Raw genomic sequence first — 16,433 nt, 5'->3', positions numbered from 1 at the left:
CTATGGCCGCTTATATCCTGAGACGCCTGTTGCTGATGATCCCCACATTGATTGGCGTGGTCACGCTCACCTTCGTGGTCACGCAGTTCGTGCCGGGCGGTCCCGTTGAACAGATCATGAGTCAGCTACGCCACGGCGTGAACCATGGCGGCGAAGCGGGCGGAGGCGGTGGTTATCACGGTGGGCAGGGCGTGGACCCGCAGCAGGTCGAGCAGTTGAAAAAGCAGTTCGGCTTCGATAAACCGCCGCTCGTTCGCTACTTCAGCATGTTGAAGAATTACGCAAGCTTCGACCTGGGGCAATCGTATTATCAGCACCAGAGCGTATGGGCCGTGATCCGTTCCAAGCTGCCTGTTTCCGTGACGCTTGGACTATGGACAGTCTTGCTGACCTATCTGATCGCGGTGCCGCTGGGTATTTCGAAGGCCATACGCAACGGTTCCCGCTTCGACACCGCGACCAGCATCCTGGTCCTTGCCGGGTACGCGATCCCCGGATTCGTGCTTGGCGTGCTGCTGCTGATGCTTTTCGGCGGCGGCTCCATGTGGCAAGTGTTCCCCATGCGCGGGTTGACCTCCGATGACTTCGACCAGCTCAGCATGGCGGGCAAGGTGCTCGACTACCTGTGGCATATCGCGTTGCCGGTTACCGCGTCGGTCGTCGGCAACTTCGCGATCGTCACCATCCTGACCAAGAACACCTTCCTGGAGGAGATCGGGCGGCAATACGTCCTGACCGCGCGAGCGAAGGGCGCGCCGCAGCGCGACGTGCTGTGGAAACACGTGCTGCGCAACGCGATGATTCCACTTCTGACCGGACTGCCCGCCGCGTTCGTGGGCGCGTTCCTCAACGGCAACCTGCTGATCGAGACGCTGTTTTCCCTCGACGGTATGGGCCAGCTTTCCTACGACTCGGTGATCCGCCGCGACTATCCCGTCGTGCTCGGATCACTGTTCCTCTTCACCCTGATTGGTCTTGTGACCAAGCTCATTGCAGATGTCTGTTATGTCCTCGTCGACCCCCGCATCCAGTTCGACCGGCTGGACCGGTGAGCGCGTGAGCCCGCCGCCGAAGCTGCCCGAGCCCACGCCTTCTCTGTCGCCCGGGCGGCGTGTATGGCTGCGTTTCAAGACCCAGCGGCTCGGCTACTGGAGCAGCATCGTGTTCGCGGTGCTGTTTGCGATCAGCCTGCTCGGCGAAGTGCTTGCGAACGACCGCCCGCTGATCGTGTGCTATGAAGGGCACTACTATTTCCCGGTGGTGAAGGACTATTCGGAAAAGATCTTCGGCGGCGACTTTCCGGCGCGTACGAATTATCTGGATCCGTATATCCGGGACCGGCTGGAATCGAAAGGCAATTTCGCGATTTATCCGCCAATCCATTTTCACTACGACACAGTCGATTACTTCGCGACGCGGCCCAACCCCGCGCCGCCGTCCGCCGCGAACTGGATCGGCACGGACCAGTTCGGCCGCGACGTGTTTTCGCGCCTGCTGTACGGCTTCCGGCTGTCCGTGCTCATGGCAATGGCGCTGACGGTTTCCGGCGTCGTGCTGGGCGTTCTGGCGGGCGCCGTGCAGGGATTCTACGGCGGGCGCACCGACCTGATCGGGCAGCGCCTGATCGAGATATGGAGTTCCATGCCGGACCTGTACCTGCTCATCATCTTTGCGTCGATATTCGAGCCCACCCTGTGGCTGCTTTTCATCCTGTTGTCGGCGTTCGGGTGGCTGGCGCTCTCGGACTATGTACGCGCCGAGTTCCTGCGCAACCGCTCGCTCGACTACGTGCGAGCGGCCCGCACCATGGGCCTTTCCAACTGGCAGATCATGTGGCGGCATGTATTGCCCAACAGCCTTACGCCCGTGATCACCTTTCTGCCGTTTCGCATGAGCGCGGCCATTCTCGCGTTGACTAGCCTGGATTTTCTGGGCCTTGGCGTGCCCGCGCCCACTCCCAGCCTTGGCGAACTGCTTGCCGAAGGCAAGAACAATCTCGACGCATGGTGGATATCGGGCGCCGCATTCGGCGCGCTGGTGGTGACGTTGCTGCTGCTGACCTTCATGGGCGACGCGTTGCGCACTGCCCTCGATACGCGCACGCGCGGCTCCGCCTTTGGAGGCGTCCGGAAATGACCACGCCCTTGTTGCAACTCGATCACCTCTCCATCCATTTCGGCGATAAAGCCGTCGTGCAGGATCTGAACCTTTCGATTGCGCGGGGCGAACGGGTCGCGCTCGTCGGCGAGTCGGGATCGGGAAAAAGCGTCACGGCGCTGTCGATACTCGGGCTCGTTGAGAACGCGCGCCAGGCCGGACGCATCCTGCTGGACGGCGATGACCTCCTGCAAAAGACCGAGCAGCAGATGCGCGGCATTCGCGGCCGCGACGTTGCAATGGTCTTCCAGGAACCAATGACCGCGCTCAATCCGTTGTTCACCATCGGCAAGCAGATTGCGGAGAGCTTGCGTCTGCACGAAGGCATGCGGCCCAATGCGGCGCGCGAACGCGGTATTGAACTGTTGCGGCGCACGGGGATTCCGGAGCCGGAGCGCCGTATAGATTGTTATCCGCATCAATTATCCGGTGGCCAGCGGCAACGCGCGATGATCGCAATGGCGCTTGCATGCCGCCCGCGGCTCCTGCTCGCGGACGAACCCACCACCGCGCTCGATGTCACCGTGCGCCAGCAGATCGTCGACTTGCTCATTGGCTTGCAGGAACAGGAAGCGGCCGAGCGCGGCATGGCGGTGCTGCTCATCACGCATGACCTGAACCTGGTGAAGCGTTTCGCGCAACGTGTCGCGGTCATGGAAAAAGGCGTACTGGTCGAAACCAACACAACGGCCGCATTGTTTGCGAATCCGCAGCATCCCTATACGCGCCGCCTGCTCGACAGCGAGCCGAGGCGCGCTATTGAGCCCATTGCGCCGAACGCGCGCCGCCTGCTTGAGGTGCAAGGTCTGGCCGTCGATTACCGGGCTCCGGCGAAGGGCTGGCGCTCCGCTTTCACGCAGTCGTCGTTCAGGGCGTTGCAGGATATCGACATCACGTTGCGCCGGGGTGAAACGCTCGGCGTGGTAGGCGAATCCGGTTCGGGAAAGTCCACGCTGGCTGCAACGATCCTCGGCTTGCAGCGGCCGGCGCAAGGTGGAATTCATATCGACGGACAGCCTGTCTCCACGCTCAGGAGCGCAAACTCGCGGCGGATGATTTCGTCGCGGCTGCAGGGCGTGTTCCAGGACCCATACGGATCGCTTTCTCCACGCATGACCGTCGAGCAGATCGTGGGCGAAGGGATCGCGTTGCATCGGCCGGAGGTGGATGCAACCGCACGGCGCCGGCGCGTCGCGGAATTGCTCGACGAAGTAGGCTTGCCGGCCGATGTCCTGCCGCGTTATCCGCAGGAATTTTCGGGCGGCCAGCGGCAGCGTATTGCCATAGCGAGGGCGCTTGCGGTCGAACCTGAACTGCTCGTGCTCGATGAACCGACGAGCGCGCTGGACGTATCGATACAGCAGCAGGTGCTCAACCTGCTCACGCGCCTGCAGAAAAAATACACGCTCAGTTACCTGTTCATCACGCATGACCTTGCCGTGATGCGCGCAATGGCGCACAGGGTCGTGGTGATGAAGGCGGGAAGGATCGTGGAGATAGGGGAGACCATGCAAGTGCTGCAAGCACCCGCGCATCCCTACACACAAGCGCTGCTTGCAGCTTCGCTGGTTGCGAGCGCAGCGGCGTGAGCCGGGCCGCGCCCGCTGATTCAGGACGTCAAGCCTGCCGGCCGCTTTCGAACGTATCCACCCATCCGCGATAGCGCCGGCCAATCTCCTTGGCTGCGTCCTCGCGGCTGATCTTTTTCGCTTCGAAATCGGCCACGGGTTCGAAGAAACTCGTGCGTCCAACCGCGAAGCCAATAAACCCCGGAACGCTGGCCGCCGTCTTGAGCCACGCCTTGACCTTCTCGTCGCTCGCGCCGCGCCCGAGGATGATGCAGCCCACGTCTGTGCGGCCGCCGCGTTGAGCAGTTTCCACGAGCTTCACCGCGTCATCGCGCTGGTCCAGTCCTTCGATCTTCCACACCGCCGGCTCGACGCCCGCATCCTGCAGCGCTTCAATGGCATTGCGCATCAGCGTTGGCCGGAGCTTGAGGTCGTAGGCGTCCTTGTCCTTGCCAACCTTTTCGAGTTGCGCATCCGTGGCGGGAACCAGCAGTTCGAACATGAAAGGCACTTGTTTCTTCGTGCAGTAGTCGGAAAGCTGCTTGAGGCGCGCGGTCTGGCGCTTGTTCAATTCGGCATCGCCTTCCGGGTTATAGCGAACCAGCGCTTTCGCGAAGGTCGGCTTGACCGAATCGAGATGCTTCTCAAAGTCGTCGCCGTATTCGAACAGGAATTCGTCCGAGCCGCTTTGTTCCGTCGATACCGCCGTGATGATGTGGTTCTTGGTTGCGTCGGCGAGGATGCTGGCGCCGAATTCCTCATCGACCAGAATGCCCGCCGCATCCGCCGATACCCCTTGCGACAATGCGTTCTTGAAACCTTCATAAATCAGTTGCTTGCTGTCCGATACCTTCGCATGCTGCTCGTCCGTCAGAGGCGCTTTCAGGTTGAACATGCCTTTGATGTAGGACGCGCGGTGATCGAACGGAAGGATGTAGAGCGGTTTGGTATAGCCAAGGGTCATGTCGACACTCCTGTAGGTCTGCGATTACGCTGCAAACGGGGTAGAACCGGGCGCTACCTTGCAACAGCGCCAGCGGGCGCCGGCAGCGGATGAACAGCCATTATGATCTTGCCGCAAGGCAAATGCAGAAACGCGTATGCAAGCGCGATGCCTGCTACGCGTTCGAAACTACCTGAAGCTGCTTGAAGATGTCCACGCCGGCAAGCACAGGATCAGCTTTTCACCTTGTGCAGCGCGCCGCCCTTGTGTACCGCGCGCTTGCCGCTCTTTTCGCTTTCGACCTCGTAACTCGGATCGTCGGCTGTAGCGCTGACGGCATGCCCATCCAGTTTCGTATGTTCCTTGATCACACGCGTGACACGTCCGCTGGTTTCGCCTTGCGGGGTGTTCCAGCTCACGTGATCCTTCACCTTGAATGTCTGGCTCATTTGCGCCTCCTGGCAATGGTTGTTGCATTGCCTGCGCAACCCGCGTGCCGTGGCCGACGATTTATTCGGGAATCGGTATGAAGGTTGCCACGGCCGCCGGATTCAGGAGACCGGCTCCTTGCTGCTTTCTTCGACGCGATGCGAACTGGCTTGGGCCGCAAAAGTATCCACGGATGAAGGCTTTGTGACGGTGCTTACACTCGGCACGTGTTTGCCGGGTGTAATCATTTTGCGCAGCCTTGGCGCGACCGACGTTGCCTCGAAGCAGAGCTTGATGCCAAAGCGTGCGCGATTCAACCAGTGCGCCTTCGACACAGCACGCCAGAAGCGTTTGGGGACGAACTCCGCATGACGCGACTCGCGTTCGATCAGCGCCTTGCCGTCCGGCAGATGCACGAACGAGCAATGCTGGAACCATCGCAGATCACGATGCGTATTGCCCGTCCAGTGCCGGCCTATAGCCTGATACGCGCCGAGTTCCACGATCTGCTGGCCTTCGTCGGCGAGGGTGTTGAGCGCTGCTGACACGAACGATTCGTCGCCGTGATGTTGAAGGCGCGCGATCTGGTCCAGATATCGTTCGCAATGGGCACGTGCGCGCGGCACCAGCGTCCTGAGGAACGCCGGCGTGCTCAACAGGAATTCACCGCCGAACCAGCGTGGGTTGAGCAGATGCGTGCCTGCAACGATTTCCAGATCCTGTATCACGCAGTCGCTTCCATACGCCGGGAATACCTGATCGGAAATATCGAACGCGCCTACGCCCACGTCCGCGCAACGCTTGAGCAACGCTTGATCGAGCGGCCGCATTGCAACGATATCCGAATCCAGCAGCATGAGCAGCGTATCCGGCCGGAGCATGTCCGTTACTTGCTCAAGCAGGTCGAGCTTGAAATGCGCGCCGTAAAATTCCGTGTTCCGTGGCACGTCGATGCTTGTGATCAACTCGACCACATACGGGCGCTGCGCGGCAGGCTCGGCGGCGCAAAGCGACTCAACACGATCGCGGGCATTCGTGAAAATGGTAAGGCGAGGCATGCCGGCACGCAGCAGGCTTTTGTTCAGGCACAGCGCCTGACGCGCGTAAGAGAGCGGATCTTTACTTGTGCTGTTGGGACTGGTAGCCGCCTGCATATCGACAAATACCAGCGTACAAGGAAAAATTTCCATTGGTTTGTCGTCCAAATCGTGATCCGGGAATTTGTTGCTGATTTGAATCGCGCCGTATTAAGTGGCACGCTTTATAAGCATCGTGGAAGATACGAATATCTTGTATCCGCCAAAATGCCCGACAGGTGAGCCATATACCGAGAAATTTGCATGGTTTGTTAAGGCCGCCCAATGAGTGGGCATAATCGGCCAGCATCCATCCGCAATGGGGGAATAATGCGGCAGGAGCGAGTGATAGACCGGAGTCCGTAGTAAAGGTGACTGAATTAATGCGGCGCAGTTGTCCCTCGGATAATCTTGTTGGGGCTTGAACTGATTACGTTTGTTCCCCGATTCGATGTTTTTGAAAACTGGAACCTCGCACCTGAATGCAACGTAACGCCGGATTTGGATGCTCGAATAACAACGAGCGTGTCCCACGCAAAAACCTGTAAATGCATTGTTGGGCGGCTTTAATATTTCTGTATTTGCTGCCCCACCGTTTGACTCAATGCTCGAATAATGGCCAGGCTGCTTCGCGGTCACTTGTGCTGCAAATGCGCATCGCGAGTAAGCTTTAGCCGGGCGCCTTCGCATGGGCACGGTTCTGGCGGCACATCCGGCGCATCATCCGGACACCATTCGCTGCTTAGCACGCTCGGCGATCCCCAACGAAATTCCCCGCATTGATTCAATCCACTTTCCTCAACATGAACAGGAGCTTTCCATGATGAATCGCGACAACCCCGTATGGCTGATCACCGGCTGCTCGACAGGTTTTGGCCGTGAACTCGCGAAACTCGTGCTCGAGCGCGGCTGGCGGGCCGTAGTCACCGCGCGTGATCCATCGACGCTCAAGGACCTGACCGAAGGCTATCAGGAGACTTCGCTTGCGCTGCAACTCGACGTCACCGACCGCAAGCAGATCGTGGATGTCGTTGCTCAATCGACGAAAAAATTCGGACGCATCGACGCTTTGGTAAATAACGCCGGCTATGGTTATCTGGCGGCGATCGAAGAAGGCGAGGACGACGCCGTGCGCGCGATGTTCGAGACCAATGTATTTGGTCTTGTCGATATGACCAAAGCCGTGCTGCCCATCATGCGCGAACAGAAGAGCGGACTGGTCGTGAACATTTCATCGATTGGCGGCATCACCAGCTTCGCGGCCACCGGCTATTACCACGGCACCAAGTATGCGGTGGAAGGCATCTCCGAGTCGCTCGCCATTGAAGTCAAGCCGCTGGGTATCGACGTGCTGATCGTTGAACCGGGACCGTTCCGCACGAACTGGGCAGGTCCGTCGATCAAGCAATCGGCAACGCGCATCGACGCCTACGCGGACACCGCCGGCGAGCGCCGCAAGCAGACCGAAGCGCGCAGCGGCAATCAGGCGGGCGATCCGGTTCGCGCGGCGCAGGCGATCATCGACGCGGCGCTGTCGGACACGCCGCCGTTGCGCTTGCTGCTCGGCAAGGCTGCGCTGGAACTCGCGCGCAAGAAGGTCGATTTGCTCAAGCATGACTTCGATACATGGGAGAAGACGACCGTTGGCGCGGATTTCCCGGAAGGATCGAAGTAAGCCGAGGCATGGCAGATCATCCCGCCACGGTCTTATCGAACCGGGCGGATTCATTCCCCTTCAACTGGAAAGGAAGCGACTGAAATGGAATATCGCTTGTTAGGCGAATCAGGATTCAAAGTTCCGGTGCTAAGCCTCGGCACTGGCACGTTCGGCGGTGGCAACGATTTTTTCAAGGCGTGGGGCAGCACCGACGCGGACGGCGCGCGGCGGCTGGTCGATATCGCGCTTGACGCGGGCGTTTCAATGTTCGACAGCGCCGACATCTATTCGGACGGCATGGCCGAGGAAATCCTTGGCAAGGCGATTGCCGGACGGCGTTCGCAGGTGATCGTATCGACCAAGGGCACGTTCCGTTTCGGCGAAGGCTTGAACGATGTCGGCTCGACCCGGCATCATCTGACCGAGTCCATCAACGGCAGTCTGAAGCGCCTGAACACCGACTACATCGACATCTACCAGCTTCATGGTTTCGACGCGATGACGCGCGTGGAAGAAACGCTCCGCACGCTCGATGACTTCGTGCGCGCGGGCAAGATCCGCGTGATCGGCTGTTCGAATTTTTCCGGCTGGCACTTGATGAAGTCGCTGTCGGCATCGGATCGCGAAGGACTCGCGCGGCATTCGGCGCATCAGGCGTATTACTCGCTGATTGGCCGCGATTTCGAGCATGAACTGATGCCGCTTGGACTCGATCAGAAGGTTTCCACGATCGTATGGAGTCCGTTGGGATGGGGACGCCTAACCGGCAAGATCCGCCGCGGCACGCCGCTGCCGGCGAACAGCCGCTTGCACGTGACGGCGGACAAAGGGCCGCCTGTTGCCGACGAATACCTCTACGGGGTAGTCGATGCTCTCGACGCCGTTGCGAAGGAAACGGGCAAGAGCGTGCCGCAGATTGCGCTGAACTGGCTGCTGCAGCGTCCTACCGTGGCGAATGTGATCGTGGGCGCGCGCGATGAAGCGCAGTTCCGCGAGAACCTGGGCAGCATTGGCTGGTCGTTGAGCGCCGAGCAGATCGCGATTCTGGACAAGGCCAGCGCAACTACGCTGCCGTACCCGTATTGGCATCAGAGCGGGTTCGCCGAGCGCAATCCGGCGCCGGTTTAAAGAGCCGGGGGCGCTGCGGCCGTCCTGGTCATATCACCGGTCTTCGACCACATCGCCACGCCCTGCAATCAGCCGTCCGAGTTCCCGCGTCGACAGCACCCGTCGACGCGGGTTCGTTGAGCCGAGTTCGTCCTCGGCGAGGTTTTCGATCACGGCAAGCAATACTTTGCGCGCCGTCTTGACATCGCGTTCGCTCATGCCCGTCACGCTGATCTCGTTCACTTCTTCCGCGAGCGGCACGAGTTTTTCTTTTAGTGCGCGGCCCTGTTCGGTCAGGAAAACGTGGATGTTCTTTTTGTTCTCCGGCATTTGCTGACGTTCCACAAAGCCCATGGCTTCCATTGCCCTCACGGCGGCGAACGTGGTCGGTTCCATTACGCCAGCCTGCGCGCTCAGTTCGCGTTGCGTGAGGCCATCGGTTTCCCACAGTATCCGCAAGAAGGTCCAGTGTCCGTATGACACGGCGTGCTCGGCCAGACGCAACTGCATGGCCCGCACCATCGCGCGCGTTGCGTCCTTCATCAAATGGGCAAGACGGTCGTTCGGCGCGGTGTCGTGCCAATGGCGCAGCATGGCCGTGGTCTCGCGTGGCGCGGCGTCTGATGATTTCTTGTCTGTCATGAAAGTGTCCCAAAGCCGGAGGTGTCGTCCGGATCGACATGATAGCCGGTAAAACGCGCGATATTTCGCGCGAGGGTTCCGCGCACAAGCGCGTGCGTTTCATCATGCATTCTTGTGCGGTCCCGGCACCATTCGCGCAAACGATACCGCCATGGAGGAGAGTTCCTGAGCAACCGGTGTCAATGGAACGCCGGCTCGCCTGAGCAGGCAGACGCGTGTGCTCGGCACGCGCTCCTTGATCGGCACCACCGATACATGCTCGCGGAAGAACGGATGTTCGGCGAGGCGCACGGGTTCGAGCGATAAATAATCGCTGTTTGCCACGCAGTGCAGGGTATCGAATACGGCTTCTGTAGTTGCTGCAATGTTCGGCGGTTCGAACCCCGCATCGTCGAACAGGACGGACAAGCGATTGGCGACGTCGCCCGGATGACGTGGCCGCGTGCTGACCCAGTTGCAGTGCCGCAAGGCTCGCAAGGACCTGGCTTTTACCAGGGGATGATCACGCCGCGCAATCACCGCGACCGGAGACTCGAACAACGTGGTGGCATCGAGATCATGGATATCGGCCTCTTGCGCCACCAGCGCCAGCGCGAAATCCAGACTTCCGTCCCGCACCCACGCAGTCAATACGCGTGACGTTGCGCTCGTCAGATGCACGTCGATACGCGGACACCGCTCACGGAAACTCGCGAGCAGCGCGGGGAACAGGCGCATCATGGCCTCGGCCGCGACGCCAAGCGAGACCTGTCCCGTCAGTTCGCCGCGCAACTGGCGCATTTCTTCCTCGGTCCTCGCGCATTCGCCGAGAATGACATCGGCGCGAATTCTCAGCCGCTCGCCAATGGAGGTCAGGCGCGCCCCGCGATGCCCGCGCTCGAACAACGGGCCGCCAGCGGTGATCTCGAGCTTTCTCAATTGCTGCGTCACGCCGCTTTGCGCAATGCCAAGGCGGCGTGCCGCTGCGCGCAGGCTGCCGGCTTGCGCGACCGCGACAAACACGCGAAGTTGGGTCAAGGTCAGTTCCACATGCACCGCCCGGTTAAGTGATATGAATCGAGTGATATGTAAAAGTGATCATGATAAGTAAATCGGCCCTGTTTGAGGGCATTTTGCACTCTTACTATTCGGACAGCTTCCCGACAACCCGTTGCAATCACCTACGAAGTGAGCGCCGATGAAAACTTTCTTCCCCAAGCGCGCCGCCGCCGCGATCGCCATGACGGCGGCAATGGCCTTCGCCATGCCAGCCTCTGCCAAGGACGCCAACGTATTGCGGCTTGGCATCGATCCGACGTATCCGCCCATGGACGTCAAGACGCCTGATGGTCACGTGGCCGGTTTCGACGTCGATCTCGCCGATGAAATCTGCCGCCGCATTGCGATGCATTGCGAATGGGTCGAAATGGAATTCTCCGGCATGATCCCGGCGCTTCAGGCGCGCAAGATCGACGCGATCATTTCGTCGATGGCGATTACCGAAAAGCGCATGCAGCAGATCGCGTTTTCGACCAAGCTGTTCCAGTTCAAGTCGCGGCTGATTGCGAAAGCCGGCGCACCCATGACAGTGAGCGCGGACGGTTTGCGCGGCAAGCGCATTGGCGTGCAGAGCGGCACGCAGTTCGAGACGTATGCGCAGAAGAACTGGCAGCCGGCCGGCGCGGAGGTCGTGGCGTACCAGAGTCAGGAAGGCGTCTTCAACGACCTGACATCGGGCCGTCTTGACGCGGCGCTGCTCGGGTCGGTTGAAGCGGAGCACGGCTTCCTGAAGACCTCCAGAGGCCAGGGCTTCGGGTTTGTCGGCGGCCCGCTGGAAATGGGCGATCACGGCACGGGCATCGGCATGCGCAAGGACGACACGGCGCTCAAGGCGAAGATCGACCAGGCCATAACGAGCATGCGCGCGGACGGCACTTATCAGAAGATTTCGCGCAAGTATTTCGACTTCGACGTGTACGGGAACTAAGCGGCAGTTAAGCGCCGACCGCGCCGTCTTTCATGGTTTTTGCAGGAGCATCAAATGCATATTCAACGCACGCCGCTGGTGTCAACTTCCATAGGCACTCATCGCGAGTTTGTCAGCTTTCACTTCGGCACGCCGGGTGCGGGGCAGAAGGTCTACATGCAGGCGTCGCTGCATGCCGACGAAACGCCCGCCATGCTCACCGCGTGGCGGCTCAAGCATCGCCTGATCGAACTGGAAAACGCGGGGCGCATTCAAGGCGAGGTCATCCTGGTGCCGGTTGCAAATCCGATCGGGCTTTCGCAGCATGTGCTCGGACAGTTCCTCGGACGTTTCGAACTGAACAGCGGCCACAACTTCAACCGGAGTTTTCCGCTGCCGCAAGCGGGCGCGTTGATGGAGCGCATCGGCACGCAATGGACTCAGGATGCCGACACCAATACCCGTTTGCTGCGCCGCGCCGTATGCGAGATGCTCTCCGAAGTGAAGCCGAAAAACGAGTTCGAGTCGCTGCGCCGCGAGATGATGGTGATGGCCGCTGACGCCGATCTGATCATCGACCTGCATTGCTCGCTCGAAGCAACCATGCATCTATACACGAGTCCGGCAAGCTGGCCGGCCGTCGAGCCGCTCGCGCGTTATTTGGGTGCAAGCGGCGTGCTGCTCGCAGCCGACTCGGGCGGCCAGTCATTCGATGAAGTCCACACGCAGTTGTGGAACGAAGTGCGCGCGCTTCTTGGCGATACCGCGCCGCTCGCCGCGCCCAATGTTGCATTGACGGTCGAGCATCGCGGACAGCGCGACGTGACGTACGAGTTCGCCGAGCAGGACGCGGAAGGGATCCTCGATTACCTGACGCATCGGGGTGTGATTGCAGGCGAAGCGCGCGCGTTGCCGCCGCTCAATCATCCCGCTACGCCGCTTGCAGGCAGCGAGCAGTTCATTGCGCCTGTCAGCGGTGTGCTGGTGCACCGCGCGGCGGTTGGCGCGCATCTGAAGGCGGGCGATCCGGTCTTCGATATCGTCGATCCAATCACGGACGAAGTCACCACGCTGACCACGAAGAACGATGGCATTTTCTACATGCGCCGCGCGATTCGCTTCGTGATAGCGGGTGCGCCGCTTGGCCGCGTCACCGGCGCAATTCCGTTCAGGACGGGCGTGCTGATCGGCGCGTGATTGATTACTTCAGTTCTGCCGCGGCGCCGCGTCCGCGCCCGCGAGCCGCAGAGATGCCTTCGCCGGCTTCCGGCGGCATGCGGGCGAACATCGGAAAGGAAGCCAGGACGACCAGCGCCGTGACAATGAACGCCGCAGCCAGTTGCCAGCGCTCGGCATGCGTCCCCGGCGACAGGATCATGGTCACCTGGATCGTGCCCGCGGCGACAGTTACGCCCACGGCTTTCATCAACTGCTGCGCGGTCCCTTGAAACGACGTGGCCGATGCAAGCTGGTCCTTGGGGACATCGGCGAAAGCCAGCGCGCCCATGGTGGCGAAACCGAGCGAGCGTGACAATCCGCCGAACAGCAGCAACAGGAAGATGGCGATCGCCGGCCAGCTTTGCGACATGAAGGAGCACGCGACCAGCATGGCGGCAAACGAAACGCTGCCCGCGCACAGGACCGTGCGCACGGAAAAATGCCGCAAGGCGGTCGACGTCATCGGCCGCATGCAGAACGATCCCAATGCGCTTGCGAACGTGACGAGTCCGCTGGCGGACGCGCTATAACCGAACCCGGCTTGCAGTGTCAGCGGCACCAGAAACGGCAACGCGCCCGCGCCCGCGCGAAAGAGGCTTCCTGCAACGGTCGCGGCATGGAAGGTCGGAATGGCGAGCAGCGAAAAGTCCACGGCCGGGTCCGGCACTCGCCGGCAATGCCTGAGCGCCAGCCAGAAAACCAGCACGCCCGCCGCAATGCAAGCCGGCGCCGCGAACGGCGGAAGCACGCCGCGCCCGGCGCATTCAATGCCGATCATGAAAAGCGTCAGCGATCCGCCAATCAACATCATGCCGCGCAGGTCGGGCGGCACCGGACGCTCGGCGGGCGAGGCGGGCAACAGACGCCACGCCAGAAGAATCCCCACGATACCCACCGGCACGTTGACCCAGAAGATACTGCGCCACGACAGCGCGTCGGTAAGAAATCCTCCTAGCGGAGGTCCCATCAACGGGCCGATGAGCGCAGGCATTGTCAGCCATGTGGTCGCTTGCAGCAGTTCTTCGCGCTTGACGCCACGAAACAGGATCAGGCGGCCGACGGGGACCATCATGGCACCACCGAGCCCTTGCACAATACGCGCGCCGATCAGTTGAGGCAGGTTTGCCGCGGCTGCGCATGCGACGGAAGACACCGTGAACAAGGCGATGGCCCACATGAAGACGCGTTTCGCGCCGAAGCGGTCGGCGACCCAGCCGCTCGCGGGAATGAAGACGGTCAACGCAACCAGATAGGCCGTGATCGCGCTGCTCAAGTGGACCGGATCGACACCAAGATCGCGCGCCATGGACGGCAACGCGGTTGCAACAATGGTGCCGTCCATGTTCTGCATAAAGAGGGCGCTCGCGACAATGGCGGCGGTCAGGCGGAAGTTGACAGGTTTCACAAGGGCTGGCGTGGTGGTGTCAATCGAATGCGTGGGATGAAAGTCTACTTGAAGCGCGGACGTGTCTGCTCATTACAAAATCCGTACGGCTAACACGATCATCGATGTGCTCAAGTCAGAAAACAATGCGCGGCTAGGGTAATCACTATGAAAAAGGGCGTCGCGCCGTTTGCGTGAAAGAGACTACGATGGCGTATGAAACTCAATTTCCCCAACCCAAGCCGTTCGTACGATACGTCGCGTCATTGCGTGTGCTTTTGGGGATATGACGGTTCGCGGGAAATCGCGTTCCAGATCGACAACGCCGCACTGTCCATCTTCAATCCACAGATGGGTTCGGGCGAATCCGCCGTGCTCGCGGCCTTCGACCTTAATCGCGAGCGCATACTGCTGAAGGCCGAAAGCCTTTACGTACGGGGCTCGCAGAACCTCTTCAAGATATCCTGAGCCGGGCTGTCGAAGCCTGAGTATTCCCGCGCCAGCAGTGTATTTTCTCCACGTATAAAATCGTGGCATGTCGAAGCTCACTCCCTCGCAAACATCCTCGCCGCCCGATCTGCCACATCAGCAGCCAGCGGAGCACGAGTTGCCATTGCATACGCCGAGTACGGCGTCCTTGCTTCTAGCGGCCTGCATAGCGACCATCGCGTGGCTGGCGCTTGCCGCGCAAACCGACATCACCGTCCACCGCATGCTTGCACGCGGCCTGAGCGTATTCGATGGCATCGAACGCTTGAGCAGCTATCTGACCAACCTCACGATCTTCGCGGTTGCCCTCTGCTTTTCCTGCGTGGCGGCGAGAGCGGGTTCGCCCATCGGACGTTTTTTCCGCAAGCCTCCGGTCGTCACGGCGGTCGTGGTTTATATCGTGTTCGTGGGGCTCGCTTACAACCTCCTGCTTCGATACCTATGGACACCTTCGGGTTATCGGGCTGTGTTGAACGAGTGCCTGCATACCGTGGTGCCGGTTTTATCCGCGTTTTACTGGGTGCTATTCGTGCCGCGCTTTCACCTGACCTTGCACAAGACGCTGCTCTGGCTGATCTATCCGCTCGGTTATCTTTGCGTCACGTTGTGGCGCGGCAGCACGTCGGATTTTTATCCTTATCCGTTTATCGATGTAGGCGAGCTTGGCTATCCGCATGTGTTGCTCAATGCGACCTTGCTGGTGCTCGCATTCCTGATCCTGATGGCCGTGTTCATTGCGCTCAATCACAGGCGCGCGCATTAGGCTGGGGTGCGGTTTATCTGGCCGATGTTTTTCCGGTATTTGCGTCATCGCCAAGCTTGATCATCTGTCCATGATGCAAGACTACAAACGCATCCTCCGGCAAGCCCGCTTCCGTGACCGCCTGCTTCAACAGCCGCGGCGCTTCGTCGAGCGGATCATCGGCTAGCTCGAAGGTGCCCCAGTGAATGCCTATCGATTTCTTCGAATGTACGTCCCGATGGATCTGCACGGCTTCAAAAGGATTGACGTGCTGCGGGCGCATGAACCACTCGGGCGCGTACGCGCCAATCGGAATCAGCGATAGATCAAAACCGCCGAAGCGATTGCCGATGTCCTTGAAGTCCGGGGAATAGCCGGTGTCGCCTGCAAAATAGAAAGAGAACGGATGTGCGTTGCCCGCCGGCGTCTTGACGACCCAGCCGCCCCAAAGCGTCTTCGCCCGGTCCCCGAGACCGCGCGCGGACCAGTGGCGGCTGGGAACGAAAAACACATCCAGGCCACTTGCGTGCGTCTCGTTCCACCAGTCGAGTTCCTGCACGTTGTCGATGCCCTTGTCGTGCATCCATGACTTGATGCCCATCGGCACGAGAAAGAGCGGCGGACCGCCAGCCTGCTTGTTCAACTGCTCTACGCTCGCGGTGTCCAGGTGATCGTAATGGTTATGCGAGATCAGGACGATATCGACATGCGGCAGGTCGGCAAGCGCAATTCCGGGCGGAACCTTGCGTTCGGGCCCGATGAACTGGAACGGCGAGGCACGCTTTGAGAACATTGGGTCGGTGACGATGTTCACACCATTCATTTGCAACAACGCGGTTGCGTGACCGATCCACGTCAGCGTGGTCTCGGTCCGATTCGCCCTGATCCATGCAATATCCGGATGATCCACCGGGAAGTGATAGCCATTGGCCGGCGGCTTCGGCAAGCCATTGATCAAGCGCTCCCATTGCCATTTCAGAAGCGACGCACGCGGCAGCGGCGAGTAATTGTTTTGATAACCGTCAGCCGTGTGATGGGCCATGCCTGCACCTTGAGGTTCAGCGGACTGGGTCTTG

At 60.3% G+C, this 16,433-nt stretch carries 17 protein-coding genes; 10 read left to right on the top strand and 7 right to left on the bottom strand.

What is annotated here, in order from left to right; translation table 11 throughout:
* Window positions 1–2: 2 nt before the first annotated feature.
* The 3 genes from AWB64_RS16955 to AWB64_RS16945 are packed head-to-tail and all read left to right on the top strand — an operon-like array spanning window position 3 to window position 3,746.
* Window positions 3–1,052: a microcin C ABC transporter permease YejB gene (locus tag AWB64_RS16955; RefSeq protein WP_060856601.1), complete on the top strand. Its 1,050-nt coding sequence runs from the start codon at window positions 3–5 to the stop codon at window positions 1,050–1,052.
* A complete protein-coding gene (locus AWB64_RS16950; RefSeq protein WP_060856600.1) occupies window positions 1,006–2,136 on the top strand; it encodes an ABC transporter permease in 1,131 nt (376 codons plus the stop codon). Before AWB64_RS16955 ends, AWB64_RS16950 begins: the two co-directional genes overlap by 47 nt.
* Window positions 2,133–3,746: an ABC transporter ATP-binding protein gene (locus tag AWB64_RS16945; protein ID WP_060856599.1), complete on the top strand. Its 1,614-nt coding sequence runs from the start codon at window positions 2,133–2,135 to the stop codon at window positions 3,744–3,746. Before AWB64_RS16950 ends, AWB64_RS16945 begins: the two co-directional genes overlap by 4 nt.
* A 28-nt stretch (window positions 3,747–3,774) precedes the next feature.
* On the opposite strand, the gene AWB64_RS16940 is transcribed toward AWB64_RS16945, so the two are convergent.
* From AWB64_RS16940 to AWB64_RS16930, 3 genes are all read right to left on the bottom strand, one after another.
* The gene (locus AWB64_RS16940; RefSeq protein WP_060856598.1) at window positions 3,775–4,689 is read right to left on the bottom strand and encodes a 2-deoxy-5-keto-D-gluconate 6-phosphate aldolase domain-containing protein; all 915 of its coding nucleotides are present in this window, start codon (window positions 4,687–4,689) and stop codon (window positions 3,775–3,777) included.
* A gap of 212 nt (window positions 4,690–4,901) precedes the next feature.
* Window positions 4,902–5,117: a hypervirulence associated TUDOR domain-containing protein gene (locus AWB64_RS16935; RefSeq protein WP_060856597.1), complete on the bottom strand. Its 216-nt coding sequence runs from the start codon at window positions 5,115–5,117 to the stop codon at window positions 4,902–4,904.
* Window positions 5,118–5,219: 102 nt separating this feature from the next.
* Entirely contained in the window at window positions 5,220–5,978 is a 759-nt protein-coding gene (locus AWB64_RS16930; RefSeq protein ID WP_157766644.1) for a hypothetical protein, read from the bottom strand.
* A 9-nt stretch (window positions 5,979–5,987) separates the two neighbouring features.
* On the opposite strand from AWB64_RS16930, the gene AWB64_RS31595 reads away from it, so the two are divergent.
* The 3 genes from AWB64_RS31595 (at window position 5,988) to AWB64_RS16920 (ending at window position 8,958) form a co-directional block, all read left to right on the top strand.
* A complete protein-coding gene (locus AWB64_RS31595; RefSeq protein ID WP_157766643.1) occupies window positions 5,988–6,416 on the top strand; it encodes a hypothetical protein in 429 nt (142 codons plus the stop codon).
* Between the two features lie 577 nt (window positions 6,417–6,993).
* A complete protein-coding gene (locus tag AWB64_RS16925; protein ID WP_060856741.1) occupies window positions 6,994–7,848 on the top strand; it encodes an oxidoreductase in 855 nt (284 codons plus the stop codon).
* An 84-nt stretch (window positions 7,849–7,932) separates the two neighbouring features.
* Window positions 7,933–8,958: an aldo/keto reductase gene (locus tag AWB64_RS16920; protein ID WP_060856596.1), complete on the top strand. Its 1,026-nt coding sequence runs from the start codon at window positions 7,933–7,935 to the stop codon at window positions 8,956–8,958.
* A gap of 33 nt (window positions 8,959–8,991) precedes the next feature.
* Here the strand turns inward: AWB64_RS16920 and AWB64_RS16915 are convergent, their stop codons facing one another.
* Together AWB64_RS16915 and AWB64_RS16910 are read right to left on the bottom strand one after the other, a co-directional pair.
* Window positions 8,992–9,579 (bottom strand): MarR family winged helix-turn-helix transcriptional regulator, encoded by a 588-nt coding sequence (locus tag AWB64_RS16915; RefSeq protein ID WP_060856595.1) that lies wholly within the window; start codon window positions 9,577–9,579, stop codon window positions 8,992–8,994.
* Between the two features lie 102 nt (window positions 9,580–9,681).
* Window positions 9,682–10,596 carry a LysR substrate-binding domain-containing protein gene (locus AWB64_RS16910; protein ID WP_244164094.1) on the bottom strand — a complete coding sequence of 305 codons (915 nt, stop codon included), beginning with the start codon at window positions 10,594–10,596 and terminating at the stop codon, window positions 9,682–9,684.
* A 160-nt stretch (window positions 10,597–10,756) separates the two neighbouring features.
* On the opposite strand from AWB64_RS16910, the gene AWB64_RS16905 reads away from it, so the two are divergent.
* Window positions 10,757–11,545, top strand: a complete 789-nt coding sequence (locus AWB64_RS16905; RefSeq protein WP_082850517.1) for a transporter substrate-binding domain-containing protein — start codon at window positions 10,757–10,759, stop codon at window positions 11,543–11,545.
* Window positions 11,546–11,599: 54 nt separating this feature from the next.
* The gene (locus AWB64_RS16900) at window positions 11,600–12,721 is read left to right on the top strand and encodes a succinylglutamate desuccinylase/aspartoacylase family protein (protein ID WP_060856593.1); all 1,122 of its coding nucleotides are present in this window, start codon (window positions 11,600–11,602) and stop codon (window positions 12,719–12,721) included.
* Between the two features lie 4 nt (window positions 12,722–12,725).
* Here AWB64_RS16900 and AWB64_RS16895 read toward each other — a convergent pair whose 3' ends face one another.
* A complete protein-coding gene (locus AWB64_RS16895; RefSeq protein ID WP_060856592.1) occupies window positions 12,726–14,147 on the bottom strand; it encodes an MFS transporter in 1,422 nt (473 codons plus the stop codon).
* Window positions 14,148–14,342: 195 nt separating this feature from the next.
* Here AWB64_RS16895 and AWB64_RS16890 point away from each other — a divergent pair, with 195 nt between their 5' ends.
* The gene (locus AWB64_RS16890) at window positions 14,343–14,594 is read left to right on the top strand and encodes a DUF1488 family protein (RefSeq protein ID WP_060856591.1); all 252 of its coding nucleotides are present in this window, start codon (window positions 14,343–14,345) and stop codon (window positions 14,592–14,594) included.
* Window positions 14,595–14,661: 67 nt separating this feature from the next.
* Window positions 14,662–15,378: a Pr6Pr family membrane protein gene (locus AWB64_RS16885; RefSeq protein WP_167353922.1), complete on the top strand. Its 717-nt coding sequence runs from the start codon at window positions 14,662–14,664 to the stop codon at window positions 15,376–15,378.
* A gap of 13 nt (window positions 15,379–15,391) precedes the next feature.
* On the opposite strand, the gene AWB64_RS16880 is transcribed toward AWB64_RS16885, so the two are convergent.
* A complete protein-coding gene (locus AWB64_RS16880) occupies window positions 15,392–16,399 on the bottom strand; it encodes an MBL fold metallo-hydrolase (protein ID WP_244164097.1) in 1,008 nt (335 codons plus the stop codon).
* Between the last annotated feature and the right edge of the window lie 34 nt (window positions 16,400–16,433).

This window comes from Caballeronia sordidicola, from assembly GCF_001544455.2.
Lineage (GTDB): Bacteria > Pseudomonadota > Gammaproteobacteria > Burkholderiales > Burkholderiaceae > Caballeronia > Caballeronia sordidicola.
The sequence above is the reverse complement of the archived record's forward strand: the minus strand, read 5'-3'. Positions and strand labels throughout refer to the sequence as shown.